Origin of the sequence: Qipengyuania mesophila, assembly GCF_019711655.1 — a bacterium.
GTDB classification, from domain to species: Bacteria; Pseudomonadota; Alphaproteobacteria; order Sphingomonadales; family Sphingomonadaceae; genus Qipengyuania; species Qipengyuania mesophila.
Genome location: NZ_JAIGNU010000001.1, coordinates 1,663,178 through 1,688,609 on the forward strand (window position 1 = coordinate 1,663,178; position 25,432 = coordinate 1,688,609).

The 25,432-nt window shown below is 66.8% G+C and carries 21 protein-coding genes; 7 read left to right on the top strand and 14 right to left on the bottom strand.

Going from position 1 to position 25,432, the window contains the following annotated elements:
• Positions 1-96 precede the first annotated feature (96 nt).
• The 3 genes from K3181_RS08360 to K3181_RS08370 form a co-directional block, all read right to left on the bottom strand.
• Positions 97-495, bottom strand: a complete 399-nt coding sequence (locus K3181_RS08360) for a cupin domain-containing protein (protein ID WP_221602536.1) — start codon at positions 493-495, stop codon at positions 97-99.
• Positions 495-890: a VOC family protein gene (locus tag K3181_RS08365; RefSeq protein ID WP_221602537.1), complete on the bottom strand. Its 396-nt coding sequence runs from the start codon at positions 888-890 to the stop codon at positions 495-497. Before K3181_RS08365 ends, K3181_RS08360 begins: the two co-directional genes overlap by 1 nt.
• Before the next feature lie 71 nt (positions 891-961).
• Positions 962-2,764, bottom strand: coding sequence for an aminopeptidase P family protein (locus tag K3181_RS08370; protein ID WP_221602538.1), 1,803 nt, complete (start codon positions 2,762-2,764; stop codon positions 962-964).
• A gap of 158 nt (positions 2,765-2,922) precedes the next feature.
• Here K3181_RS08370 and K3181_RS08375 point away from each other — a divergent pair, with 158 nt between their 5' ends.
• The 3 genes from K3181_RS08375 to K3181_RS08385 are packed head-to-tail and all read left to right on the top strand — an operon-like array spanning position 2,923 to position 5,652.
• A complete protein-coding gene (locus K3181_RS08375) occupies positions 2,923-5,022 on the top strand; it encodes a S9 family peptidase (RefSeq protein WP_221602885.1) in 2,100 nt (699 codons plus the stop codon).
• Entirely contained in the window at positions 5,019-5,252 is a 234-nt protein-coding gene (locus K3181_RS08380) for a hypothetical protein (protein ID WP_221602539.1), read from the top strand. The genes K3181_RS08375 and K3181_RS08380 overlap by 4 nt, the downstream gene beginning before the upstream one ends.
• 4 nt (positions 5,253-5,256) lie before the next feature.
• Positions 5,257-5,652 (top strand): acyl-CoA thioesterase, encoded by a 396-nt coding sequence (locus tag K3181_RS08385; RefSeq protein WP_221602540.1) that lies wholly within the window; start codon positions 5,257-5,259, stop codon positions 5,650-5,652.
• On the opposite strand, the gene K3181_RS08390 is transcribed toward K3181_RS08385, so the two are convergent.
• The 5 genes from K3181_RS08390 to K3181_RS08410 all read right to left on the bottom strand — a co-directional run bounded on the left by K3181_RS08390 (position 5,649) and on the right by K3181_RS08410 (position 13,288).
• Positions 5,649-7,406: a sensor domain-containing diguanylate cyclase gene (locus K3181_RS08390; protein ID WP_221602541.1), complete on the bottom strand. Its 1,758-nt coding sequence runs from the start codon at positions 7,404-7,406 to the stop codon at positions 5,649-5,651. The two genes, K3181_RS08385 and K3181_RS08390, sit on opposite strands and share 4 nt — an antisense overlap.
• Before the next feature lie 63 nt (positions 7,407-7,469).
• Entirely contained in the window at positions 7,470-8,585 is a 1,116-nt protein-coding gene (gene ald / locus K3181_RS08395) for an alanine dehydrogenase (RefSeq protein WP_221602542.1), read from the bottom strand.
• 131 nt (positions 8,586-8,716) lie between these two features.
• The gene (locus tag K3181_RS08400; RefSeq protein ID WP_221602543.1) at positions 8,717-10,306 is read right to left on the bottom strand and encodes a DUF389 domain-containing protein; all 1,590 of its coding nucleotides are present in this window, start codon (positions 10,304-10,306) and stop codon (positions 8,717-8,719) included.
• Positions 10,307-10,361: 55 nt separating this feature from the next.
• Entirely contained in the window at positions 10,362-12,701 is a 2,340-nt protein-coding gene (locus tag K3181_RS08405) for an FtsK/SpoIIIE family DNA translocase (RefSeq protein WP_221602544.1), read from the bottom strand.
• A gap of 56 nt (positions 12,702-12,757) precedes the next feature.
• A complete protein-coding gene (locus K3181_RS08410) occupies positions 12,758-13,288 on the bottom strand; it encodes a thiamine phosphate synthase (protein ID WP_345725464.1) in 531 nt (176 codons plus the stop codon).
• Between the two features lie 22 nt (positions 13,289-13,310).
• Here K3181_RS08410 and K3181_RS08415 point away from each other — a divergent pair, with 22 nt between their 5' ends.
• Positions 13,311-13,994 (top strand): YggS family pyridoxal phosphate-dependent enzyme, encoded by a 684-nt coding sequence (locus K3181_RS08415; RefSeq protein WP_221602545.1) that lies wholly within the window; start codon positions 13,311-13,313, stop codon positions 13,992-13,994.
• 9 nt (positions 13,995-14,003) lie between these two features.
• Here the strand turns inward: K3181_RS08415 and K3181_RS08420 are convergent, their stop codons facing one another.
• A complete protein-coding gene (locus K3181_RS08420; protein WP_221602546.1) occupies positions 14,004-16,763 on the bottom strand; it encodes a [protein-PII] uridylyltransferase in 2,760 nt (919 codons plus the stop codon).
• Entirely contained in the window at positions 16,760-18,454 is a 1,695-nt protein-coding gene (locus K3181_RS08425; protein WP_221602547.1) for a class I adenylate-forming enzyme family protein, read from the bottom strand. The genes K3181_RS08420 and K3181_RS08425 overlap by 4 nt, the downstream gene beginning before the upstream one ends.
• 163 nt (positions 18,455-18,617) lie before the next feature.
• Between K3181_RS08425 and lgt the strand changes: the two genes are divergently transcribed.
• Genes lgt through K3181_RS08440 form a run of 3 tightly spaced genes read left to right on the top strand, consistent with a single transcriptional unit; the run spans position 18,618 to position 20,985 of the window.
• Positions 18,618-19,493: a prolipoprotein diacylglyceryl transferase gene (gene lgt, locus K3181_RS08430; protein ID WP_221602548.1), complete on the top strand. Its 876-nt coding sequence runs from the start codon at positions 18,618-18,620 to the stop codon at positions 19,491-19,493.
• A complete protein-coding gene (locus tag K3181_RS08435) occupies positions 19,490-20,575 on the top strand; it encodes a class I SAM-dependent methyltransferase (protein ID WP_221602549.1) in 1,086 nt (361 codons plus the stop codon). Before lgt ends, K3181_RS08435 begins: the two co-directional genes overlap by 4 nt.
• Positions 20,572-20,985, top strand: a complete 414-nt coding sequence (locus K3181_RS08440) for a DUF2147 domain-containing protein (RefSeq protein WP_221602550.1) — start codon at positions 20,572-20,574, stop codon at positions 20,983-20,985. The genes K3181_RS08435 and K3181_RS08440 overlap by 4 nt, the downstream gene beginning before the upstream one ends.
• A 3-nt stretch (positions 20,986-20,988) precedes the next feature.
• On the opposite strand, the gene K3181_RS08445 is transcribed toward K3181_RS08440, so the two are convergent.
• The 4 genes from K3181_RS08445 to K3181_RS08460 are packed head-to-tail and all read right to left on the bottom strand — an operon-like array spanning position 20,989 to position 25,339.
• Positions 20,989-22,524, bottom strand: a complete 1,536-nt coding sequence (locus K3181_RS08445) for an ABC transporter permease/substrate-binding protein (RefSeq protein WP_221602551.1) — start codon at positions 22,522-22,524, stop codon at positions 20,989-20,991.
• Positions 22,521-23,225, bottom strand: a complete 705-nt coding sequence (locus K3181_RS08450) for an ATP-binding cassette domain-containing protein (RefSeq protein ID WP_221602887.1) — start codon at positions 23,223-23,225, stop codon at positions 22,521-22,523. The genes K3181_RS08445 and K3181_RS08450 overlap by 4 nt, the downstream gene beginning before the upstream one ends.
• A 59-nt stretch (positions 23,226-23,284) precedes the next feature.
• Positions 23,285-23,764 (bottom strand): hypothetical protein, encoded by a 480-nt coding sequence (locus tag K3181_RS08455; protein ID WP_221602552.1) that lies wholly within the window; start codon positions 23,762-23,764, stop codon positions 23,285-23,287.
• Positions 23,765-23,812: 48 nt separating this feature from the next.
• Entirely contained in the window at positions 23,813-25,339 is a 1,527-nt protein-coding gene (locus K3181_RS08460; RefSeq protein ID WP_221602553.1) for a sensor histidine kinase, read from the bottom strand.
• Between the last annotated feature and the right edge of the window lie 93 nt (positions 25,340-25,432).

Consider the following 25,432-nt stretch of genomic DNA (forward strand, 5'->3'; position numbering starts at 1 on the left):
CCTGTCTAGGGCTGTAATGTCGCAACAATATCCCGAACTTGGCCTGAATTGTAATGCTTTGTCGCGTTCAGGCCGGGCCATTCACCCGCGCGAAAGTCAGCGGGGCCGGTGCTCGGTGCCTTCGCCCGCGGTGATGAAGATGGCGGTGGCCCGGTCCGCGATATCGGCAATATGCCATACCCCCGGCGGGTTCACCGCGTAGTCGCCGGCGGCGAGCGTCACCGTGTCGCGCCGGCCATCGGGGAATTCCTGCGTCAGCACCATCGTGCCGGCGATGCAGATCACCACCTCGTCGCCCAGCGGATGCATCTCCCAGCTCGGCCAGTCCTCGGTGAAGCTGTGCTGGCTGACCAGCCGCCCCTCGCGCCCGTCGGCGCCGTGCCGCTCGCCATAGGCTTCGTACCACTCCACCCCGTCGAAAGGAGGCTGCGGCACGGCGGTGGCGCCGAGCCCGAGGTGGACGAAACTTTCGGCGAGGCGGCGCGGCTGGCCCATCAGGCCACCTTGTCCATCAGGAAGGCATTGAGCTTGTTGCCGTCAGGATCGCGGAAATAGGCGGCATAGAAGACCATGCCGTTCTCGTCCGGCTCGCCGCGCGGGCCCGGTTCGCCTTCGCAGCTCCCGCCATTGGCGAGCGCGATGTCGTAGAGTCGCTTCACCTGGTCGCGGTCCTTGGCCTCGAGCGCGACCATGGTGCCGTTACCGACAGTCGCTTCCTTGCCGTCGAACGGCTTGGTCGCGGCGATGCCGGGCGCGCAGCCCATCGCGCCCCAGGCGATGAAGCTTTCGAATTCCATCATCCGCCCGACGCCCATCTCGGCGGCCAGCGGGTCGTAGAACTTGGCAGAACGCTCGAGGTCGTTGGACCCGAGGGTGACGTATCCGATCATGGCAATGCTCCTTCGTCGCGACTCGCGATCGCTCGCGAGTCGTCAGGAACATTACGGGAACAAGGGCGGTCCTACAAGGGCGCGCATTCGGCCTTCAGCCAGGCGAGGTCCTCGCCCTCGAGCTGGGGCGAGAGGATGTCCCACACCTTGGCGTGGTAGCTGTTCCACCAGTCGATCTCGGCGGGCGAGAGCAGGCCCTTGTCGACCAGCCTGCGGTCGAGCGGGACGAAGGTCAGCGTCTCGAAGCCGAGATAGTCGCCCTCGCTCTCGATCCCTGCCGGCACGACGAGCACGAGGTTCTCGATGCGGATGCCGTAATGGCCCTGCTTGTAATAGCCGGGCTCGTTCGAGAGGATCATACCTTCGCGCAGCGGCGTCTCGGTGCCGGGGAAGGCGCCGCCGGGCTTGGAGATGCGCTGCGGCCCTTCGTGGACCGAGAGGAAGCTGCCGACGCCGTGGCCGGTGCCGTGGCCGTAATCGACCCCGCCGTTCCACAGATGCATGCGGGCCAGCGCGTCGAGCGCGCCGCCACTGGTGCGGTCGGGGAATTTCTGCATGTCGAGCTGGATGTGGCCCTTGAGCACACGCGTGTTGCGCTCGACCATCTCGGCGCTCGGCTCGCCCGGGCCGACCCACACGGTGCGGGTGATATCGGTGGTGCCGTCGAGATACTGGCCGCCCGAATCGACGAGGTAGATCGAGGACGGCGGGATCTCGATATTGCTGTCTTCGTCGACCTTGTAATGCGGCAGCGCGGCATGCGGGCCGGCAGCGCTGATGGTGTCGAAGCTCGCGTCCTTGAGCACGCCCGATGCTTCGCGGAATTCGCGCAGCTTGGCCGCGGCGGTCAGCTCGTCCACCCCGCCCTTGGGCGCTTCGATGCTGAGCCAGCGCAAGAAGCGCGACACCGCCGCGCCGTCGCGCGCCTGCGCGTCGCGGTGGCCCTGCTGCTCGGCGGGGTTCTTGATCGCCTTGGGCAGGACGGTCGGATCGTCGGTCCGCACGACCTTCGCGCCGCCCGCTTCGAGCGCATGGAAGATGCCCGCCACCGCATGGTTCGGATCGACCGCCACGCTCTTGCCGGCGAGCTTCTCGAGCGCGGGCACGAAGTCAGCGCGGTCGCGCACGGTCACTGCATTGCCGAGATGCTGGGTCAGCGCGGGGGTGACCTTCTCGGGAGCGATGAACAGTTCGGCGGTGCCGTCGGCATGCGCGAGGACATAGGACAGTGCCACGGGGGTGTTGTCGACGTCCTCGCCGCGCATGTTCAGCAGCCAGGCGACCGAATCGAGCGCGCTGATGACGGTCGCGTCATAGCCTTCGCGCTTGAGCCAGTCGGCCACTTCGGCGCGCTTGTCGGCGCTCGAGCGGCCGGCGTGTTCGTCGGCATGCGGTACCGCCACGGCGAGCGAGGCCTGCGGGCGGTCGTCCCAGATCGCGTCGATCGGATTGCCGTCGACCGGGACCAGCTCGATGCCCTTCTTCGCGAAGAACTTCTCCGCATCCTCGGCCCAGCCGATGCCGTGGAGCCAGGCGTCGTAGCCGATCTTCGCACCCTCGGGCGCGTGCTCTGCAATCCACTTCGCAGGCGAAGTGGCGGGGACGTCCTCGTAATCGTAGAGCTTGCCGTCGACCTGCTCGCGCACCTGCACCGTATAGCGGCCGTCGGTGAACATCGCCGCCCGGTCCTTGAGTACCGCGGCGCTCCCCGCGCTGCCACCGAAGCCGGTCAGCCATTTGAGGCGCTGGGCGTAGGAGCCGACATATTCGCTCATGTGCTCGTCGGAGATCGGGATGACGAAGCCGTCGAGCCCGCGCTTGCCCAGTTCCTTGCGCAATCCGTCTAGGCGGGCTTCATAGGTCTGCATCAGCATGGGCGGGTATCCTTTGTATCCTGTGGTGGCGCGGGCCTTGGTCCCGGCGCTTGCGGCGCACCCCCTGCCATCTTAGATCGGGGCGCGCATAGTCATGCGCCCCACTTAGGCCCCTTGGCCGCCCTTTTCCACCCGTTGCCAAGCTCAGGAGTTTCCCCATTTCGACGAGCCGCCCCGCCGCCCTGCCGACCACGCCGCCCCGGGCCGAGAAACGCGACTTTTCCTATGCGCACCACGGCGTGACCATCGCCGATCCCTATGCCTGGCTGCGCGATCCCGGCTATCCCGAAGTGACCGACAAGCAGGTGCTCGCGCATCTCGAGGCCGAGAATGCCTGGTTCGAAGCGCGGATGGCGCCGCACAAGGAGCTGGTCGAGACGCTGTTCACCGAGATGAAGGCGCGCATCAAGGAAGACGATTCGACCGTTCCGCAGAAGGATGGCGACTGGCTCTACTGGTCCGAATTCGAACAGGGTGCCGAATATCGCAAATACTATCGCAAGCCGGTGGGCGGGGGCGAGGCGCAGCTGATCCTCGACGAGAACGCGCTCGCCGAAGGGCACGACTATTTCCGCCTCGGCAGCTTCTCGGTCTCGAAGAACGGAAAGCTGCTCGCCTATTCGGTCGATACCAACGGATCGGAGCGCTTCACCGCGCGGATCAAGGACCTCGAAACGGGCGAACACCTTCCCGACGAGATTCCCGGCACGCTGTCGGGCCTCGTCTGGGTGATGGACGATCGCGCGCTGGTCTACGGCCTCGCCGACGACCACTGGCGCGTCCACGATGCCACGCTCCACGTGCTCGGCACCGCGCCGGCCGAAGACGTCGAACTCTACCGCGAGACCGAGGACGAGGGTTTCCGTGTCGGCGCGGGCCTCTCCGCCCAGGAAGACTGGCTGGTCATCGCCACCGGCGACAACGAGACCAGCGAAGTCCGGCTGGTCCCGGCGAACGACCCGACCTCGGCCCCGATCCTTGTCAGGCGGCGCGAGAAGGGCGTCGAATACGATGTCGACCTGCGCACCGACGGCGGCAAGACCACGCTGTGGGTCCATACCAATGACGAGCACGTCAATTTCCGGCTGGCGACTGCCTCGCTCGACGATCCGGGCACATGGGCAACGCTGATCGAGGGGTCGGACGACTTCTACCTCGACGGCTTCGAGCTCTACCGTGACTTCTATGTCACCGAAGGGCGGATCAAGGGTCTCGACCAGATCCAGCTGCGCTCCTACGCCGATCCCAATCTGGTCAAGCCGATCGCCTTCGCCGAGGCGAGCTTCACCGCCGGGCTGACCGACAATCCCGAATACCACCAGGAAAAGCTGCGGCTCTCCTACCAGAGCATGGTCACGCCCGATTCGGTCTACGACTACCATGTCGAAAGCGGCGAGTTGGAACTGCTCAAGCAGCAGGAAATCCCCAGCGGCTACGATCCCTCGCTCTATGTCACCGAGCGGCTCGAGATCGCGGCGCGCGACGGGACGATGATTCCGGTCAGCGTGGTGATGCGCAAGGACCGCGCCGCCGGGCCGGGGCCGCTGCATCTCTATGCCTATGGCGCCTATGGCTATGCCGTCCCGCCAGGCTTTTCGACCACGCGGCTGAGCCTCGTCGATCGCGGATTCGCCTATGCCATCGCGCATATCCGCGGCGGCGACGATCTGGGGCGCAACTGGTACCTCCAGGGCAAGCTCAACGAGCGGGTGAACACCTTCACCGATTTCGTCGACGTGGCGAAAGGGCTCGCGGCGAAGGGCTATACCGAGCCGGGCAGGATCAGCATTTCGGGCGGTTCGGCGGGCGGCGAGCTGATGGGCGTGGTCGCCAACACCGATCCCGGCCTGTGGGGAGCGGTGGTGGCGCATGTGCCCTTCGTCGACGTGCTCGCCACCATGCTCGATGCCGAACTGCCGCTGACCCCGGGCGAGTGGCCCGAATGGGGCAATCCGATCCTGTCGAAGCAGGCCTTCGCCTATATCCTCAGCTACTCGCCCTATGACCAGGTGGTGGCGCAGGACTATCCGCCGATGCTGGTGACAGCGGGCCTCAACGACCCGCGCGTGACCTATTGGGAGCCCGCGAAGTGGGTCGCCAAGCTGCGCGAGCTGAAGACCGACGGAAACGAGCTGCTGCTGAAGACCAACATGGGCGCCGGGCACGGGGGCAAGTCGGGACGGTTCGAGAGCATTCGCGAGACCGCCGAAGAGGTCGCCTTCGTGCTGTGGCAGCTGGAAGTGGGACGCGCGGAATGAAGGCTTTGATTGGCAAGATCATGCTGGTTGTCGCGCTTCTTGCGGCTGGCATGGTGCTGTTCGGAACAGTGTCGCTCTTGGACAAGAGCTATATGCCCATCCTTGCGCCCATCGCGACAACTGGTCTCATCGCATGGTGCCTCGCCGGAATCTTATTTTGGAAACGCTGGTCAATCGCAGCCATCCCGATTTTTGCCCTTCCATTCCTGCCGACTTCGATCTGGTATTGACGTCATGGCAATTACCTTCACCCGCGCTTTCACCGCCCGCGCCGAGCACATCGACGAGCTCGGCCACGTCAACAATGCGGTCTGGGTGCAGTGGATCCAGGACATGGCCACGGCGCATTGGGATGCAGTGGCGCGTCCCGACGATCGCGCCGCCTTCTTCTGGGTCGTGACCCGTCACGAGATCGACTATCGCGGCAATATCGACGAGGGCGAATGCGTCACCGGTGCAACCTGGATCGAGGGCCCCGCGCGCGGTGCGACCTCGCTCCGCCGCGTCGATTTCCGCGACGCGGCGGGCAAGGTCATCGTCAGCGCGGCGACGACCTGGGCCATGCTCGATCGGGCCTCGGGGAGGCTGGTCCGCGTCCGGCCGGAAGTGCTGGCGCCCTTCGTTTCCTAGGCGGCGGCTGACTGGCCTTCGGCCGCTTCGGGCACGAACCAGTCGAGCGTGTCGCTGCGGGTCCGGTTCCGGCCGGCGCATTTGGCATCGTACAGAAGCTGGTCCGCACGGGTGTAGAGCGTCCAGAAGTCGAGCCCTGGTTCGCCGGCCACGGCCGAGAAATCCAGAACGCCCATGCTCGCCGTGACCGGCCGGTCCAGCCCTTCCATGGCCGACATTGTGCGCGCGGTGATGGCGCGGCGGCGCGCTTCGGCGCGGGCGACCGCATCCTGACCGCGCAACATCAGCAGGAATTCCTCGCCGCCGATGCGGAAGGCGACGATATCGTCGTCGTCCCGGGCTCGCAGCGCGGCCGCCGCGCACACCAGCACGTCATCGCCGAAAGGGTGGCCGTAGAGGTCGTTGATCGGCTTGAAGTGATCGATGTCGAGCACCGCGATGGTGTGGAAGCCGTCGGCAACGAGCTCTTCGAACCGCGCATCCAGCGACCGCCGGTTGCGCAGGCCGGTCAACTCGTCGCGCTCGCTCAGCTTTTCCAGGATGCGCGCATCGTCGATCGCCTGGTCGCGTTCGCGCTTGATCGCAATGAAGCGGTCCGCAACCGCGAGCGCCGTCGCTACGACCTCGAACAGCAGGGCGAAGTTCTGCGGCCAGGTTTCGTCGAAGGCATAGAGGGCATCGGTGATGAAGACGCCGACGAACTGCAGGACAATGATCGAAGAGAAGGGTGCAAAGCCGAAGATGAGGTAGGACGCCATCCGGCTACCCGCGCGGCGCGCGTGCGACAGGATGGCGAAGTAGGTTCCCAGCATCAGCATGTAGGCGCCGAAATAGAAGTGATCGATCCACTCCCCGAACAGTTCGGGCAGGAAGGTCGTCAGCGCCCCGTTCAGGATCGCAAGGAGAGCGATGGCGACGAGCATCCTGCGTTGCCTGCGGGTGATGAATTCGGGTTCGATGAAATTGCTGGCGAACAGCATGGTCGCCGCCACCATCACGTCGAGGCTCATGTAGGTGATGAAGAGTTCTGCCTCGAAACCGATCGGCGTCAGCAGCGGGATCAGGCCCGACACGGCCGCGGTCTGCACGAAGGCCATGCTGCAGAAGAGCGCATGCCATAGCGGGAAAGGCTCGCGCAGGGCACGGAAGTAGCCGAGATCGAACAGGATCGGTGCGAGCAGCAGGCCGCAGATCAGCGCTGCGACAAGATGGACGAAGCCGGAGGTGGGCGGCACCGAAGGCCTGGCGACGAGTTTTGCGGCGGCGAGGGATTCGGGCCAATCCCCGCCGTCGAGTGTGAACAGGACGGCCTCGACCTTACCCGGGAACTCCGGAAGTTCGACCATCGAGCGCAGGCTCGATCGACCGAGCCAAGCCTCGTCGAAATCGTAGCGTCTGCTTGCCGTATGCCCGTCGGCGCCGATCAGCGTGACGGTCAGCCGCTTGAATTCATGACGATCGAATTCGGCATACCGCACGGCATTGGCATCGATGCCCTTTTCGCGCAGGTCGAGCCGGACGAAATGGCGCGGCTGCTTCCAGTCGTAGGTGTCGCCTGCGCAGGTCCATTTGGCGGGATGCGCGGCAAGCTCGGCATAGCGCAGTGCTTGCGCGCCCGATGTCCAGCATGTCGAGCCCTTGGCAAATCCCGGGCCCTGCTGGGCTGTTGCAGGCACGGCGAAAAGGGTCGCGCACAGCACGAGCAGCAGCGCCCGCAGGGCCTGCGCAAGAATGGCTGGTTCTACCCGTCCCACGCGCTCGCGATAGCGCGACGGACTTAAAAGCCGATTAAGGATCGGTGCGGGAAGGCAGCTCGGTCAGACGAGCAGCTCGCTGACCGGGCGATAGTCGTAGCCCAGTTCGCTGGCGACGGCTTCGTAGGTTACCTGGCCCTTGTGCACGTTGAGCCCCTCGGCGAGGTGCGGGTCGGTGGCGAGCGCCGCCTTCCAGCCGAGCCGCGCGATGCGCAGCGCATGCGGCAGGGTGACGTTGTTGAGCGCATAGGTGCTGGTGCGCGCCACCGCGCCGGGCATGTTCGCCACGCAGTAATGCACCACGTCGTCGACCACATAGGTCGGATCGGCATGGGTGGTCGGCTTCGAGGTTTCGAAGCAGCCGCCCTGGTCGATCGCGACGTCGACGAGCACGGCGCCCTTCTGCATGTCCTTGAGCATCTCGCGGCTGACCAGCTTGGGTGCGGCCGCGCCGGGGATGAGGACTGCGCCGATCACGAGGTCGGCGGTGGTCACGGCGTCGTAGAGATTCGCTGCATTCGAGAAGCGCGTCGCCGCGCGGGCCTCGAAATGGGTGCCGACCTTTTCGAGCACTTCGGGATCGCGGTCGAGGATGGTGACATCGGCGCCGAGGCCGACCGCCATCTGCGCGGCGTTGAAGCCGACCACGCCGCCGCCGATCACCACGACCTTGCCCGGCATCACGCCTGGTACGCCACCGAGCAGCACGCCGCGTCCGCCATGCGCCTTCTCGAGCGCGGTGGCGCCTGCCTGCACGCTCATGCGGCCGGCGACCTGGCTCATCGGCTTCAGCAGCGGCAGCTGGCCGCGCGGACCGGTGACGGTCTCGTAGGCGATCGCGGTCACGCCGCTGTCGACCAGGTCCCTGGTCTGCTCGGGATCGGGTGCGAGGTGGAGGTAGGTATAAAGGATCTGCCCCTCGCGCAGCTTCTTGCGCTCGACCGCCTGCGGTTCCTTGACCTTCACCACCATTTCGCATTCGGCGAAGATCGGGTCGGGACCATCGACGATCCTGGCACCGGCGGCGATATACTGCTCGTCGGTGGCGTCGATGCCGCAGCCCGCCTGCGTCTCGATCCACACCTCGTTGCCCTGCATGACGAGCTCTTTCGCGCTCTCGGGCGTCAGGCCGACGCGGTATTCGTGGTTCTTGATTTCCTTGGGGCTGCCGATGAGCATGGGGAGGACTCCTTGATCTGCGGCGCCCGTTACAACTGCAACCAATCCGGGGCAAGCCCACGGTCGCCGCGCCGAGCGGCCCTGTCGGGGAAGCGACGCCGGGACCCTGTGAGCAGGCCGCCCCGCGAAGGCTAATTTTGCCCGGTCGCGGTGGTCGACCAGGCGGCGGTAACGGTGTCCCCGCTTTCCGAAGCACGCATATCGACTCGTCGCCGCTCTTCGCCGAGCGCCCCGGTGACGGTCTCGAGCGCCTTCTCGCTGCCGCTGAGCGTGATACGCAGCCCGGTTCGCCGTGCCGCCCAGAGGATCAGGGCGAGCTTCCGGCTGTTCTTCGTATCGAGCCCCTCTTCGCCCACGCCTAGTTCGGGCAGGCTCACGAGTGGTGGTCGCAATTCCACCGTCCATCCCGGCGCGGTCCGTTCGAGCCTGCGTTCGAGCTCTCGATAGCCCGCCAGCGCCATGCCCTCCAGCGGCGCTGCGGTGGCCTGCGCGCGGCGATTGTCGCGGTCGAGCAGCACGTCCTGGCGATCGACGCCGGCGATCAGCGCCAGACTGCGGCCGAGGCTGGCGATCTGCCGTTCGCTCGCCTCGGCCGCCTCGCGGGCCCGCGCCTGCGCCAGCGCGGCCTGCTCGGCGGCGCCGGGATCGGTACCCACCTGGAACTGGTCGATCGTGACGACCACCGGGCGGCCCAGACGTCGCTCGAGACGCTTGGCCACTTCGCTGTCTGCATCGGCGCTGAATTCGGGCGTGAAGACGCTCGCCGAAACCGCGATCGGTTCGGAATCCCAATTGACGATCGGCTGGTCGACCCGTGCGCGCTCGGAGAAGGCGTCGGCGACCTCCTGGTTGACGATGCGCTGGCCATTGGCCTCCCAGGCGATCGTCCTCAGCGAAAATCCCAGCGGCACGGCCATGACGATGAACACCGTCAGGATCACCAGCGATTGCAGCTTGCCCTTGCGCTTCGTCGCATCGGACTCGAAACCATAGAGCTTGGCCATGACGGCGGCGGTCAGGCCGATGGTGACGAGGTTGGTCACGAACAGGCCCAGCGCCCCGGCGAATACGGTCCAGTTGAAGGTCGCGAGGCCGAAGCCGACCACCGCCAATGGCGGCATCAATGCGGTGGCGATGGCGACGCCGACGATGGTGCCCTCGCGTCCGCGGATCACGGCATAGGAGCCCGCCAGAGCCGAAAACAGCGCCACCAGCAGGTCGAAGAGGTTGGGCCGCGTGCGCGCGGCGATTTCCTCGGTCACCGTCTGCAGCGGCGAAAGGAAGACGATCAGCGCGCAGAACAGGATTGCGAAGATCGAGCCGGCGGCGAGTGCCTTGCCGCAGCGCCGCAGCCAGTCGGCATCGCCGGTAGCGAGCGAGAATCCGGTGCCGATGATCGGGTTCATCAGCGGCGAGAGCAGCATCGCGCCGATGACCACCGCAGGTGACGACAGCAGCAGGCCGAGGATGGCGATCCCGGCACTCATCGCGGTCATGAAGACATAGCGACTGGTAAGCAGCGATTCGCCGCGCACACGCTCGATCGTCGCGACATGGTCGAGATCGGCGATGACGCCGTCGCGCCACCACATGCGGACTTCGGCGATCGCGCGCAGGACCGTCAGCCGACTGATCGGGCGCCGCTTGGCGTAGTCGGTGCCAGGCTTGTCGTCGAGTTCTTCGGACCAGTCGTCGGCGGGAATGTCTGAGGTATGAGCCATCGCCGGGCGATCTAGCGGGCTGCCCCGCGAAAGTCCCGCCTCTTCCGCAGCATCGTCAGATCGGGTTGCCGTCCTGGTCACGGAAGATCTCGCGCCGACCGACATGGTTCGCCGGGCCGACCAGCCCTTCGCTTTCCATGCGCTCGATCCATTTTGCGGCGGTGTTGTAGCCGACCCCCATCTGGCGCTGCAGCCACGACCCGCTCGCCTTCTGGTTCTCGACCACGATCTGGCACGCCTGGCGGTATTTGCGCTCTTCGGGATTGTCGCTCGCGGTGAACTCGTCCTCGAAATTGAACCCGCCGTCCTCGGGTTCTTCGGTGACCGCATCGACGTAGTCGGGCTTGCCCTGCGCACGCCAGTGATCGGCCACGCGCTCGACCTCCTCGTCGCTGACGAAGGGGCCGTGGACGCGGATCATCGCGCCGGTATTGGGCTTGTAGAGCATGTCGCCCTTGCCCAGCAGCTGCTCGGCGCCCTGCTCGCCGAGGATGGTGCGGCTGTCGATCCGGCTGGTGACCTTGAAGCTGATCCGCGTCGGCAGGTTCGCCTTGATGACGCCGGTGATGACGTCGACGCTGGGGCGCTGCGTCGCCATGATCAAATGGATGCCCGCGGCGCGGCTCTTCTGGCTGAGGCGCTGGATCAGCACCTCGATTTCCTTGCCCACGGTGACCATCAGGTCGGCGAGTTCGTCGACGATGAGGACGATGAGCGGCAGCGGTTCGTAATCGAGCTGCTCTTCCTCGTAGAGCTCCTCGCCGGTCTCGGGGTCGAAGCCGGTCTGCACCCGGCGGCCGAGCGGCTTGCCCTTGGCGATGGCGGAGCGGATCTTCTCGTTGAAGCCGGCGATGTTGCGCGAATTGACGCTCGACATCATGCGATAGCGCTTCTCCATCTCCTCGACCGCCCATTTGAGCGCGCGGACCGACTTGTGCGGCTCGGTCACCACCGGGCTGAGGAGATGCGGAATGTCGTCGTAGGTCTTGAGTTCGAGCACCTTGGGATCGATCAGGATCAATCGGCACTCGTCGGGCGTGAAGCGGTAGAGCAGCGACAGCAGGATCGCGTTGAGGCCGACCGACTTGCCCGAGCCGGTGGTGCCCGCGACGAGCAGATGCGGCATGACGGCGAGGTCGGCGACGATCGGCTCGCCCGCGATGTCCTTGCCGAGGATCATCGGCAGGCTGCCCTTGTGGTCGACGAAGGCCGCCGACTGCGCGAGTTGCTTGTAGCTGACCATCTGGCGGTCGGCATTGGGCAGCTCGATGCCGATCACGGTCCTGCCCGGGATCGGCGAAACGCGCGCGCTGATCGCACTCATGTTGCGCGCGATGTCCTCGGCCAGGCCGACCACGCGGCTGGCCTTGATGCCGGGCGCGGGTTCGAGCTCGTACATCGTCACCACCGGCCCGGCGCGGACGGCGGTGATCTCGCCCTTGACGTTGAAATCGTCGAGCACGTTCTCGAGCAGGCGCGCGTTGCGCTCGAGCGCCATCTTGTCGAGCTTGGGCGCCGCATTCTCGGGCGCGTCGTCGAGCAGATCGTGGCTCGGCAGCTGGAAGCTCGCGAACATGTCGCGCTGCTTGGGCTTGGACGGCTTCGACTGCGCGGGCAGCGGCGCGGGATCGGCGATCTCGGGCGCGCGGCGCGATTCGCGTGGCGGTGCAGCCTCGGTGTCGCCATCGTCCTCCTGGTCGAGGAGCATGGCGCGCTTCTGCTTCTTGGGCACCAGCGGGAGATCGAGTTCGGGGAGCTGCGCCTTGCGTGCGATGAAATCGGGCAGGGTGAGGAACTGGGCCCAGTCGATCGCGAAGACGCGAGTGACCAGCGCGACGCCGCCGCCCAGCGCGACCAGCGCCAGCGCGAGCACGATCCAGCCGGCGAAATCGCCGCCGAAGCGGTCGGCCACCGCCTCGATCCCGAGCCCGCCAAGCTGGCCGAAAAGCCCGCCATAGCCAGCCGGAAGGCTACTGTTCGTGGCCTCGAACACCAGCGCCAGCACGGTGCCGAGCAGGACCATCGCCGCGAGCAACAGCGCGAACGGCCCCCACCAGCGCCCAGGGGTCTCTTCCTCGTCCTCGTGCTCGACCCCGCTCCACAGCCGCCGCGCGGAAATATACAGCAGCGGCAGCAGCAAGACCGCGGGGATGCCGAAATAGTTGAGCGCGCGTTCGCCGATCCAGGCGCCGCTCGCCCCCATCCAGTTGCGGATGTCCTCCCCGCTCGCCGCAGTCGAGGAACTTGGATCCGTCTGGGTGTAGCTCGCCAGTGCCAGCGCGAGGAAGACGAGCAGCGCGAACAGCAGCCCCGCCCCCGCCATATGCGTGGCGCGGCGGAAGCTGCGGCGGAAGGCCGCGCGCCAATCGGGTGCTGCGCCTGCGCGCGTAGCCATGAAAATTCCCCTGATCCGTCGAGAGCGCGCAGTATGAGTCCTCGGGGAGTCGCGCGTCAAGCGACCTTCGTCGAAGCGAGTCCGTCGATCGCCCCCCAGCGCGGCCAGTCGAGCTCGCGCGCTCGCTCGTGGGTCATCCCGCCGAGCGCGATCACCGGTACGGGCGATTGCTGGGCGAGGACATGGAAGCCGTGCACGCCGAGCGTTGCGGCGCCGGGGTGTGAGGCGGTGGGAAAGACGGGCGAAAGGAATATACCGTCGACTCCCGCCGCGATTGCAGCCTGCAGTTCCTCCCCATCATGCGCGGTGGCGAGGCGCAGTCCCGCGCCGAGGCTGTCGGAAGGGCCGTAGTGCCCGTCCGCCCCCCACTCCTGCGGGCCGGAAAGGATCACGACATGGCGGTATTGGCGGGCCACGTCGGCCAACACGTCGAAGCGTGCGTGCCGCGTCTCGGGATCGAGATGGTAGTGGCGGAACACGAAGCCCGAGCCCGGCGGCAAGGTGCGCAAGGCATCTTCGATCGTCGCATCGTTGCGCGCATCGCTGAGCAGCCAGAGCAGGGGAAGGGAGGGCTGTTCTCGTGTCACGCACACGCTATAGCGCGGCGCGATGGAAAAGGCAGAGACTCCGCTTCAGCAGGTGCAGGCGAATATCGCCAAGGCCTGCACGATCGCCCGGCGTGAGGTCGAGGAGGTGACGCTGGTTGCGGTCAGCAAGATGCATCACGCCGAGGCGATCGAACCGCTGCTGCGCCAAGGCCAGCGCCATTTCGGTGAGAACCGCGTGCAGGAAGCGCAGGGCAAATGGCCTGCGCTGCGCGAGGCGCATCCGGCGGTGCAGCTCCACCTCATCGGCCAGTTGCAGTCGAACAAGGCGGAGGACGCGGTGGCGCTTTTCGACGCGATCCATTCGCTCGACCGGCCGAGCCTGGTGAAGGCGCTCGCCAAGGCGATGGACAAGCTCGGCCGGCGCATCCCCTGCTTCGTCCAGGTCGATGTCGGCGAGGAACCGCAGAAGGGCGGTTGCCCGGTGGCAGAGCTGCCCGCGCTGCTGGAACAGGCGCGTGCCGCCGACATCCCGCTTGCCGGACTGATGTGCATCCCGCCCTTCGAGATCGAACCCGCGCCCTTCTTCGCCTTCCTCGACAAACTCGCCCGCGACCACGGGCTGGCAGACGAGTCCTGGGGCCGCAGCATGGGCATGAGCGGCGACTACCAGACCGCGATCAAGCTCGGCGCAACGCATGTCCGCGTCGGCACCGCGCTGTTCGGCGAGCGCCCCGCCAAGCCTTAGGGCACGCTCCTACGCGTTTTCGAGCCGGTCCTGCAGCGCATCGCTGGCGGCTTCCATCAGCCGCGCCTCGATCCGGTTCATCCGTTCGCCTGGTTCGAGCTTCCCGCCAGTGAGATCGGTGACGTAGAAGGTGTCCGCCGCGCGCTCGCCGTAATTGGTGACATGCGCCGACTGGACGACCAGGCGACTTTCGAACAGCACGCGCGCGAGGCGATTGAGCAGCGCCGGGCGATCGCGCGCGTTGACCTCGATCACGGTGAAACGGTTCGAGGCCTTGTTGTCGAACAGCACGCGCGGGGCGACATCGAAGGCGCGCGCGCGGCTGTGCGTCAGCGGGCGCTGGGCGAGGCGCGGTGCGAGGTCGACCCTGTTGGCGAGCGCGTCGGCGATCGATTGCTCGAGCCGCGCGAGTTGGCCTTCTTCGGCGAAGGGTTCGCCATGCGGGTCCTGGACGAGGAAGTTGTCGAGCGCCCAGCCGGCCCGCGTGGTGTGGATCCGGGCGTCGATGATATTGCCCCCGGCGAGATGGATGCCGCCAGCGATGCGGTAGAACAGGCCCGGGTGGTCGGCGGCGATCACCGTCACCAGGGTCGCTCCGCGGGCTTCGTAGAACTCGCAGTGGATCGACAGCTCGTGCTCGAGCTCGCGCGCCGCCGCGTAATGGACGAGGTTGAGCGCGATGATGTCGATCGGCTCGGCGATCCAGTAGGCCTCGCCCATGGTCTTGGCGAGATCGTCGACCAGCGCGGCCTTGCCTCCGAGAATCTCCCTGACCTCGCCCTGCTTGTGCGCCACCTTCTGCTCGCGTCCGTGACGCATGTGGCCGAGCCGCAGCCGCTCGCTCGAGATGTCGTAGAGCTCGCCGAGCAGCTGGCCCTTCCAGCTGTTCCACGTGCCCGGCCCGACCGCGCGGATGTCGACCGCGGTGAGGATGGCGAGATGCCGCAGCCGTTCGGCGCTCTGCACCTGGCCGACGAAATCCTCGATCGTCTTGGGATCGGTCAGGTCGCGCTTCTGTGCGGTGTGGCTCATCAGCAGGTGGTTGAGCACCAGCCAGGCGACCATCTCGGTCTCGCTGTCGGTGAGGCCGAAGCGCGGGCACAGCTCCTCCGCCACTTCGGCGCCGAGCACCGAATGGTCGCCGCCGCGCCCCTTGGCGATATCGTGCAGCAGCGCCGCGACATAGGCGACCCGCCGCGAATTGACCTTGTGGATCAGCCGGGTGGCACGCGGATGGTCGTCGGCGAGCTGGCCTTTCTCGATCTTGTTGAGGAGGCCGATCGCACGGATGGTGTGCTCGTCCACCGTATAGTGGTGGTACATGTCGAACTGCATCTGCGCGTTGACCTTGCCGAAATCGGGCACGAACTTTCCGAACACGCCCGCCTCGTTCATCCAGCGCAGCACGGTTTCGGGATCGTTGCGCCCGCACAGCAGGTCGAGGAACAGCGTGTTGGCGCGGGCATCCTCGCGTATCGCGGCGTCGATCAGCCCGCTGTCGCGATTGGCCTGGCGCATCGTCTCGGGATGGATCTCGAGCTCCTCGGCCTCGGCCAGCTGGAAGATCTCGATCAACCGGACCGGGTCCTTCCGGAACCAGTCGTCCGACGGCGCTGCGATCTTGCCGCCGAACACGCGATAGCCCTTGAGTATCCGCGCCTTCGCCTTCCACCCGGCGAAGAAGCCGCGTCGCGCGGTCTTGGCCTCGAACTGGTCGTCGATATGCGCGAGGAACACGCCGGTGAGCGAGCCGACACGCTTCGCCTGGAGGAAATAGAACTGCATGAAGCGTTCGACCGCGCTCTTGCCCGGTCGTTCGGCGAAATTCATCCGCTCGGCGATGCGGCGCTGGAGGTCGAAGGTTAGCCGGTCCTCGGCGCGGCCGGTGACCACATGCATGTGGCTGCGAACCGCGAGGAGGAAGTTCTCCGCCCGACGGAAACTGCGATATTCCTCCGGGGTGAACAGTCCCACGTCGACCAGTTCGGCCGCCGCGCGCACACGGTGGATGAACTTGCCGATCCAGTAGAGCGTGTGGAGGTCGCGCAGGCCGCCCTTGCCGTCCTTCACATTGGGTTCGACGACATAGCGGCTGTCGCCCATCCGCTTGTGGCGGGCATTGCGCTCGGCCAGCTTCTCGCTGACGAACTGGCGCTCGTTACCGTGCACCACCTCGGCCGTGTAGCGCCGCGACCCTTCGTCGTAGAGCTCCTGGTCGCCCCAGACATAGCGCCCTTCGAGCAGCGAGGTGCGGATGGTGAGATCGCTCTTCGACAGGCGCATCGCCTCGTCGAGCGTGCGCGTCGAATGGCCGACCTTGAGCCCCAGGTCCCACATCAGGTAGAGCATCGCCTCGACCACCTGTTCGCACCAGGCGGTCTTCCGGCCGCCGACGAGAAAGGCGATGTCGACATCCGAATGCGGCGCCATTTCGGCGCGGCCGTATCCCCCCACCGCCATGATCGCGAGCCGTTCGGCCTGCGACCGATTGGCGTTGGGGTAGAGGTGGGTCACCGCATGGTCGTGGATCACGCGGATCAGCTGGTCGATCAGGAAGGCGAAGCCGCCGGCGTTCTCGTGGCCTGCCGAGGGCTTTTCCTCGAGCCGCCGCGCAAGCTCGGCGCGCCCGCTGTCGAGCGCGTCCTTGAGCAGCCCGACGATCTCGGGTCGGGCCTTGTCGCCCCGCTCTCCGGCCAGCGCGTCGATCTCGGCGGCCAGCCGGCGGCGGTTGATGATCGCACGCTGGCGGGGAATGCGGGCGGTGCTCAAGCGGCGAGATGCTCCTTGGCATAGGCCGCCTTGACGCTGCGCTTGTCGACCTTCTGCGTGCCAAGGCGCGGCAGCTGCTCTTCGCTCTTCCACATCACGGTCGGCACCTTGAAGGCGGCGATGTGCTCGCGCAGGAATTCCTGCAGGTCCTCGACCGTCACATCCTTGCCTTCGTGCGTGTAGTAGACCGCTGCCGGGATCTCGCCGAAGCGCTCGTCGGGCAGGCCGAAGACCGAGCATTCGGCCACCGCTGGATGGGCGTAGATCGCCTCTTCCACCTCGATGCACGAGATATTCTCGCCGCCGCGGATGATGATGTCCTTCTTGCGGTCGACGATGAAGAGGTAGTTGTCTTCGTCGAGATAACCGAGATCGCCCGTGCGGAAATAGGCCTGGTCCGAATAGGCGGCGCTGGTCGCTTCCTCGTTCTTCCAATAGCCTAGGAAGTTGCAAACCGAGCGGATCGAAACCTCGCCGACCTTGCCCTGCGCCATCGGCTGCCCGTCGTCGTCGAGGATGGCCATGTCGACCAGCGGCAGCGAGGGCATGCCCGTGCTGCTCGGCTTGGCGAGGTAGTTCTCGTTGAGATTGCCCGCGCCCACGCCATTGGTTTCAGTGAGGCCGTAGCCGAGCACGGGGTAGCCGTCCTGGAAGGCGTCCTTGATCTTCTTGACGTGCTCGATCGGCCGCGCCGCGCCGCCGCCGGCAAAGGTCTTGCACTGCGAAAGGTCGTATTTCTCGCGCTCGGGATGGACCGCGATCTCGTAGCTCATCAGCGGCACGCCGACGAAATAGGTGATCTGCTCCCCTTCGAGCAAGCGCAGCGCCTCGGTCGCGTCCCATTTGGGCATCAGCACCAGCTTGCGCCCCAGCGCGAAGCTCTGCAGCAGCAGCGGGACCTCGCCCGTGACGTGGAACAGCGGCACCGCGACCAGCGCGCTCGGCTGGACGGTGGGCGCCTCGTCGCGCTCGGTCAGCAGCTGGAGGATCATCGCCGTCTGGCAGACGTAGTTCATCGTCCCCGAGACCACGCCGAGATGGTCCGAATAGGCGCCCTTGGGGTGGCCCGTGGATCCAGAAGTATAGAGAATGGTCGCGAGGTCGTCGGGCCCGATCTCGCCGAGCATCCGCATCGCCGTATCGCCCGCGGCCCAGACCGGGGCGAGCCCTTCGGCGGGCCGGCCGTGGTCGAAGGTGACCAGCTGGGCCGAATGGTCGACCCCCTCGAGCCGGGCGGCGCGCTGCGGATCGGCGAGCACCAGCTTGCACTCGCACAGATCGATACCATAGGCGAGCTCCTCGCCGGTCCACCAGCCGTTGAGCAGCGTCGCGCAGCCGCCGGCCATCAGCACGCCCATATAGGCGATGATCCAGTTGGCCGAATTGCGCGCGGCGATGCCGACGCGGTCGCCCTTCTCGATCCCGTGCATGGTCGCCAGCCCGTGCGCGACATGGCTCGCGGCATGCCAGATCTCGCCGAAGGTCAGCCGCATCTCGCCATCGACGATGAACAGCTCGTCCTTCTTCTCGTTGCAGAAATGCGCGAAGTAGTGGGCGAGGCTCGGCGGGGCGTTCTTGAACGCGGGCATGGGGACCCCGCGGCGGGTGACTTCGGTCAGCTCGAACATCTGGCCGGGGGCAGTGACCGCAGCGGTGATGCGGTGGATGTCCTTGTCGAGTTGTGTCGGCATGGGTTGTTTCGTGTCCTCTCCAATCGGCGCGCGTGCTCGTGCCCGAGGCTCGCGCATATATTGCGGCTCGACGCAGGCTTTCCCCAAAACCCCTGCTATGCCAAAAGCCGCCCCGATGGGTCGCCGGTCGCGGCCTTGGCAACACCTCTAAGGGGATAAGCACTTGCTGTCACTACTGGCTGCATCGGGCGCGGCGGAACCGATCTACTGGGAAAACCTCGGCCTCAGGCCCTATCTTTTCGAGATCGGCGGGTTCCAGTTGCGCTTCTATTCGCTGGCCTACCTTCTCGGCATCGTCCTCGCCTACTGGCACCTGTCGAAAATGATCAAGGCGCCCGGCGCCCCGATGGCGCAGCGCCATGCCGACGACCTGTTCTTCTACTGCACGCTCGGAGTGATCCTCGGCGGGCGGCTCGGCTATGCCGCTTTCTACAAGCCCGAGCTATTCGGCGGGGTCGAACTGTTCAAGCTTTGGGAAGGCGGGATGAGCTTTCATGGCGGCGTGATCGGCGTGCTCATCGCGATCAGCTGGGTCGCCTGGCGTGGCGGGCTGAACTGGCTGCGGGTGAGCGATTACATCGCAGTCAACGTGCCCGTCGGATACATGCTCGGGCGGCTTGCGAACTTCATCAATGGCGAGCTCTACGGGCGCCCGGTCGACAGCGATTTCCCGCTGGCGATGGTCTTCCCGACCGATCCCGAGCAGCTGCCGCGCCATCCCAGCCAGCTCTACCAGGCAGGCTTCGAAGGGCTGCTGCTGGGCCTGCTGCTGCTGGCGTTGTTCTGGAAGACCCGCGCGCGCTATCGCCCGGGCCTGCTGGTGGCGATCTTCACCATCGGTATGGGGATGGGCCGCTTCCTGATGGAATTCTTCCGCGCTCCCGATGCCTATCTCGCCTATGTCGTCACCGAAACCGGCCTGTCGCGCGGGCAGTGGCTGAGCCTGCCGATGATCGGGATCGGGATCGTGGTGCTGGTCTATGCGCTGGTGAAGCCGCCCGTGGGCGGAGCGGCGAAGGTCGCGTCGCCTTCGGCATGAGCGAGGCCGGCGAGACCGGGCTCGCGGACAGCTTTCGGCGCCTGATCGCGCAGCACGGGCCGATGCCCGTGTCGCGCTATATGGGCGAGAGCAACGCGCGCTACTACACCACGCGCGATCCGCTGGGCGCGGCCGGAGATTTCACCACTGCGCCCGAAATCAGCCAGATGTTCGGCGAGCTGGCGGGGCTGTGGCTGGCAGACATCTGGGCGCGCGCGGGGCGACCGGCCGGGGCGATCTACGTCGAGCTCGGCCCCGGTCGCGGAACGCTGGCGAAGGATGCGCTGCGGGCGATGGCGAGCCAGGGGCTGCGGCCCGAGGTGCATCTGGTCGAAGGGTCCGAAGCTCTGCGCCGGATCCAGGGCGGTGCGCTCTCCGGCGCGCGCTTCCACGACACGCTCGATACGCTGCCCGACGACCGGCCGATCCTGCTGCTCGCGAACGAATTCCTCGATGCGCTGCCGGTGCGCCAGCTGGTGATGACCGAGAAGGGTTGGCGCGAGCGGATGGTCGCGCTCGACGATAATGGAGCCTTCACCTTCGTGGCGGGGCCCAGCCCGATGGACGAGGCGGTGCCCGAAGCGCAGCGCGCGGCGACGCCGGGCACGGTGATCGAGACCTGCCCGGCCGCGGCGACGCTGGTCGAGGCGCTCGCGCGCAGGCTCGACGTTCAGGGCGGGGCGGCGCTGTTTATCGATTACGGTCATCTCGCGCCACGCAGCGGCTCGACGCTGCAGGCGGTGCGCGCGCATGATAAGGTCGATGTCTTCGCCGCGCCGGGCGAGATGGACCTCACCGCGCATGTCGATTTCGTCACGCTCGATGCGATCGCGCGGCGCGAGGGCGTGGCCAGCTCGCTGACCACGCAGGGCGCCTGGCTCACCGCGATGGGCATCGGCCTGCGCGCACAGGCCCTGGCCAAGGCGACGCCGGATCGCGCCGACGAGCTGGCGCAAGCATATGATCGCCTGGTTCAGCCCGGCGAAATGGGCGAATTGTTCAAAGCCATGGCGCTGAGCGCGCGCGATTGGCCGCGCGGGGCCGGCTTTCCCGAAGGGGAACGGAGGAGATCCGAGAAATGAAACGCCTGATTGCCCTTGCCGCAGCGGCGCTCGCCGCAGCGCCCCTGCTGGCCGCGGAACCCGTCGAGGGGCGCTGGATCAATGCCGAGAAGACCGCGGTGATCCAGATCGGCGCCTGCGGGGCGAGCACCTGTGGGCGGATCGCGCAATTCCTCGTACCTCCGCCGCAAGGGGACGATCAGCGCGACGTCCACAACAGCGACCAAACCAAACGCGCGCGCAAGCTGCTGGGGATGGCGATCCTGACCGGTTTCGCCGACAAGGGCGACGAATGGGGCGGGACGATCTACGATCCCAAGAGCGGCAAGACCTATCGCTCGGTCATCCGCCGCAAGGGCGCCAACCAGCTCGAGGTGAAAGGCTGCATCAGGCCCTTCTGCAAGACGCAGGTCTGGACCCGAGCGCGCTAGCTTTCACAGTCCGGCGCGCTCCGCCAGTCGGCGCGCGGCTTCTTCGAACGACAGCTTGTCGCTCTCGCGGTCGACCGAAAAATTAGCCTCGCGCATCGCATCGACATCGATCGCGCCGACCAGCGGGTGGAGCACTTCGAGCAGGCGTTCGTCTTCTCCCGCCTCGGGCGCGAGGAGGACGATGGCGTCGTAGTTGGGGAAGGCACCCTGCGGATCGTCGAGTATGACGAGGTCGTCCGCCGCAATACGTCCGTCGGAGGTATAGGCGCCGATCACATCGGCTTCGCCCGCCCGCAGCGCATTGTACATGAAGGTGGGCGAAAAATTGCGGCGCGCGGCGAAGCGCAGGCCATAGGCGTCGCGCACCGCGATCCATTCGGGTCGCTCGAAGAATTCGGGATCGCCCCCGATCGTCATGCCCTGCGCCTTCGCGGCCAGGTCGCCGATGCTGGTCAATCCCTCGGCCTGCGCCCTGGCGCGCGGCATGGCGAGACCATAGGCGTTCTCGAAGCCCAGTCGGCCGAGCACATGCGTCCCGCTGGTGCGACTTTCCCAGTCGATGATGTCGGCGAGCATGGCGTCGCGCGAAGGGTTGTCGCTGCGCTCCATCTGGTTGGTCCAGATCGTGCCCGTGTAGTCGACGAGGATATCGATTGCCCCGGTCGATACCGCGCGGTGGGCCACCGCCGATCCCAGCCCGTCGCGATAGCCGACCGCATAGCCCGCATCCTCGAGCCGCTGGCCGATCAGCCGGGCGAGGATGTATTGTTCGGAAAAGCCCTTGGCGCCGATGACGATGCGATCTTCGCTGCGCCCGGCGAACTGGACCGCGAGTGCCGCGAGGATGCCGAGCGCGACCGCGCCGAGCCCGCCGAAAGTCAGCACGCGCTGCCGGGTCTTGAGGCCATGTTCGATCGTGCCCAGCAGTGCATCGGCGATCAGCGCCAGCCCGGCGCTGGCGATGCAGCCGGCAAGCACCAGCACCCAGTTTTGCGTCTGCAGCCCGGCGAAGATCGGATCGCCCAGGCTCGGCTGGCCGATGGTGGTCGACAGCGTCGCCGCGCCGATCGTCCACACCGCCGCGGTGCGGATGCCGGCCATGACATAGGGCGCGGCGAGCGGTGCCTCGACCAGCCGCAGCCGCTGCCAGAAACTCATCCCGACACCGTCCGCCGCCTTGATCACACCGGGATCGAGATTGGCCTGCGCGGTCACTGCATTGCGCAGGATCGGCAGCAGTGCATAGAGCGCGAGCGCGAGCAGCGCGGGAAGGAAGCCGAGCGTCGGCAGCCCCTCGCCGAAGACCGCGCGCAGGCTCAGCAGGATGGGGAAGAACAGCGCCAGTAGCGCCAGCGCCGGGATCGTCTGGACGAGACTGGCGAAACCGAGCGTGGTGCGCGCGACCGCTTCCGAGCGGCTCGCCCAGATCGCCAGGGGCAGCGCGACCGCGATGCCCAGCGCAATCGCCGAAGCGGATAGAAGGACATGCGCGGCGAGCTTGTCGCCGAGGCCGAGCAGGGTGGTCCAGATGCCGTTCACCGGGCGAGCTCGGCCAGCCGGTCGGCCTGTCCGCGCGGGACCGCCACCAGCGCCTGCGCGATATCGCCGCCGGCCCCGTCGAGCAGCGCATGCGGGGTCTCGTCGGCGACGATCCGGCCCTCGTCCATCACCAGCACGCGTTCGGCCAGCAGCAGCGCCTCGGCCATGTCGTGGGTGACCATCACCGTGGTCAGACCGAGCTTGGCATGGAGCGCGCGCACGCGTTCGCCGAGCGCGTCGCGCGTGACCGGGTCGAGCGCGCCGAAGGGTTCGTCCATCAGCAGCAGCTGCGGCTCGCTAGCGAGTGCACGGGCAACACCGACGCGCTGGCGCTGGCCGCCGGACAATTCGTCGGGCATGCGCGGAGCCATGGCCGGGTCGAGGTCGACCAGTTCGAGCAGTTCGGTGATGCGTGCTTCGGGCAGGCGCTCGCCCACCAGCCGGGGGCCGATGGCGATGTTCTCGGCCACGCTCATATGCGGGAACAGCCCGATCGACTGGAAGACGTAGCCGATCCGGCGGCGCAGCGCGGCGAGCGGCAGGTTCTCGACGTCTTCGCCGTCGAACAGCACCGCGCCGCTGCTCGGCTCGACCAGCCGGTTCACCGCCTTGAGCAGGGTCGACTTGCCCGACCCCGATGCACCGACCAGCGCCACGAAGGCGCCGCGATCGATCGCGAGCGAGACGTCGTCCACGGCCATCGTCGTGCCGTAGTCTTTGTGCAGGTCGCGGAATTCGAGCAGGGCTTGCCGTGCGTCGGTCACGCGGCATCGTCGTCGGCTTCCGCGGGCGGCTGGTAGTCCACCCGTTCGAGCTCGATCGTCACCCCGCTGTCGCCCTTGGCGCGCATGGTGTCGCCCGACATCCGGCCGGGCTCCCAGCAGCGTTCGAGCCCGTTTTCGTCATCGGGCTCGAAGCACAGCCGCTTGCCCTCCTCGCCATCGATATAGCGCCAGCTGCCGATCTGCCAGGGGTCGCCGTTACGCAAGTCGCGATAGCTTCCGTCGGGATCGAGATAGGTGGTGTAGCGCGCCCCGTCCTCGGACATGGCGCGCCAGGCGGTTGCGGCGAGGGCTTCGGGAGCGGGTTCTTCCGAGGGCATCGGGGTGGCGCTCGAACTCGCTTCGCCCGCGGCTGTGGGGGTGGCTTCGTCCGCTTCTTGCGCGCTGCAGGCGGCGAGCGCGAACGGCACGATCGCCGTGGCCAGCCAGCGTCCGTTGATTGCTAGAGCCCGTCGCATGCAGGGGGCAAAGCACAGCAGGCCAGGCGGCGCAAGCCGCACGAGCGGTCAGCTTTCGATCGACGTGCGGGGAACGGTGATCGTTACGCTGAGGCCGTCTTCCGAATGACGGCGCTCGAATGTGCCGCCAAGCTGTCCTTCCACGGCCATGCGCAGCAGTCGCGAGCCGAACCCCTCGTGCTCGCCCGCCTCGGGGATGTCGCAGCTGCGCGCGCTTTCGTCCCAGGTGACGCAGATCTCGTTTCCGTCCGGGCCGGCTTCCTCCACGACGACGGTCACATGGCCTTCGGGGCAGGACAGCGCGCCGTACTTGGCCGAGTTGGTGGCCAGTTCGTGAAAGATCAGCGCCAGCGGCGTCGCCGCCCGGGGGCTGATGGCAATGCCCGGCCCGCCGATGCTGAACCGCCCGTCCCTGGCCGAGCCATAGGGTGCGAGCAGGTCCGCGAGCAGGCCCGAAAGCGTCCCGGGACTTTCCGCATTGCCGGGGCGCACATGGTTGTGCGCCGCGCTCAGCGCGCGGATCGCCTGGTTGAGCGCATCGGCGAATTCGGCGACCTCGGGCTTGCCGCGTGCGCGAATGGCGATGAGGCCCGAGACCACGGCGAAGATGTTCTTGATCCGGTGCGAGAGCTCGTTCGCCAAAAGGTCGCGCGCCTCGGACAGGCGCCGCTGGCGGTCGATCTCGATCACCGTGCCGAACCAGCGGGTCTCGCCATTGCCGACGGGCGATTTCACCGCGCGCGACAGCATCCAGCGGTAATCGCCGTCGGCCAGCTTGAGCCGCCACTCGTATTCGAAGGGCGTGTCGCTATCGAGCGCGCGCTGGAAGGCGCCAGCCGCATTCTCCCAGTCCTCCGGGTGAACCGCCGCCTGCCAGTCGGTCAGGGTTCGCGGGGCCGGCAGACCGGTGAGTTCGGTCCACTGCGGATTGATATAGTCGAAATTCCCGGCGGCATCGGCCGACCAGGCGATCCCCGGCACGCTGTCGATCATCCGCTGGAGATAGTTTTCGCGCAGATTCACAGCCTTCTCGGCGGTCGCACCCAACCTCTGCTGCGAAATACGCCGCATGACCGACTTGGCGAGCACCACCAGCGTTTCGCGCTGGATTTCGGTGAGACCGTCGGCGCGCGGTACGGTATCGATCACGCAAAGGGCCCCGAGCGGCGCCCCTTCGGACGAAACCAGCGGATGTCCCGCATAGAAGCGGACATGCGGCTCGCCGGTCACCAGCGGGTTGTCGGCGAAGCGGGCATCCTCGCGCGCATCCCTGATTACCAGGGATTCGGCGCCGAGCATGGCGTGGGCGCAGAAGCTCGTCGAACGCGGCGTCTCGCGCGCCTCGAGCCCGGTCCGGGCCAGGAACAGCTGGCGCTCCTCTTCGACCAGGGTGACCATGGCCATCGGTGCGTGGCAGATCCTGGCGGCGAGGCTGGCGATTCCCTGCAACTCGGGGTCGTCGACCATCGCATCGGTGCCATGGGCAGCGAGGATCGCGAGGCGCTGGTCCTCGTCGCAATAGGCCTCCGCCGGCGGCTTGCCGTCGGGCCACGGGGTGGCGTGCGTGTGGTACATGATTACGTCCCTGCAGGCCCCATAGCCACAAATGGCATCGGAGGCATAACTCAAAAAGCAAGATTGCTTCCGATTGCGTGTGAAGGAGCCATT

Bases quoted from the DNA above. Each gene is read 5' to 3' on its own strand.
- K3181_RS08360 (WP_221602536.1), bottom strand. From the start codon at position 495: ATGGGCCAGCCGCGCCGCCTCGCCGAAAGTTTCGTCCACCTCGGGCTC.
- K3181_RS08365 (WP_221602537.1), bottom strand. From the start codon at position 890: ATGATCGGATACGTCACCCTCGGGTCCAACGACCTCGAGCGTTCTGCC.
- K3181_RS08370 (WP_221602538.1), bottom strand. From the start codon at position 2,764: ATGCTGATGCAGACCTATGAAGCCCGCCTAGACGGATTGCGCAAGGAA.
- K3181_RS08380 (WP_221602539.1), top strand. From the start codon at position 5,019: ATGAAGGCTTTGATTGGCAAGATCATGCTGGTTGTCGCGCTTCTTGCG.
- K3181_RS08385 (WP_221602540.1), top strand. From the start codon at position 5,257: ATGGCAATTACCTTCACCCGCGCTTTCACCGCCCGCGCCGAGCACATC.
- ald (WP_221602542.1), bottom strand. From the start codon at position 8,585: ATGCTCATCGGCAGCCCCAAGGAAATCAAGAACCACGAATACCGCGTC.
- K3181_RS08400 (WP_221602543.1), bottom strand. From the start codon at position 10,306: ATGGCTCATACCTCAGACATTCCCGCCGACGACTGGTCCGAAGAACTC.
- K3181_RS08405 (WP_221602544.1), bottom strand. From the start codon at position 12,701: ATGGCTACGCGCGCAGGCGCAGCACCCGATTGGCGCGCGGCCTTCCGC.
- K3181_RS08415 (WP_221602545.1), top strand. From the start codon at position 13,311: ATGGAAAAGGCAGAGACTCCGCTTCAGCAGGTGCAGGCGAATATCGCC.
- K3181_RS08425 (WP_221602547.1), bottom strand. From the start codon at position 18,454: ATGCCGACACAACTCGACAAGGACATCCACCGCATCACCGCTGCGGTC.
- K3181_RS08435 (WP_221602549.1), top strand. From the start codon at position 19,490: ATGAGCGAGGCCGGCGAGACCGGGCTCGCGGACAGCTTTCGGCGCCTG.
- K3181_RS08440 (WP_221602550.1), top strand. From the start codon at position 20,572: ATGAAACGCCTGATTGCCCTTGCCGCAGCGGCGCTCGCCGCAGCGCCC.
- K3181_RS08450 (WP_221602887.1), bottom strand. From the start codon at position 23,225: ATGGCCGTGGACGACGTCTCGCTCGCGATCGATCGCGGCGCCTTCGTG.
- K3181_RS08455 (WP_221602552.1), bottom strand. From the start codon at position 23,764: ATGCGACGGGCTCTAGCAATCAACGGACGCTGGCTGGCCACGGCGATC.
- K3181_RS08460 (WP_221602553.1), bottom strand. From the start codon at position 25,339: ATGTACCACACGCACGCCACCCCGTGGCCCGACGGCAAGCCGCCGGCG.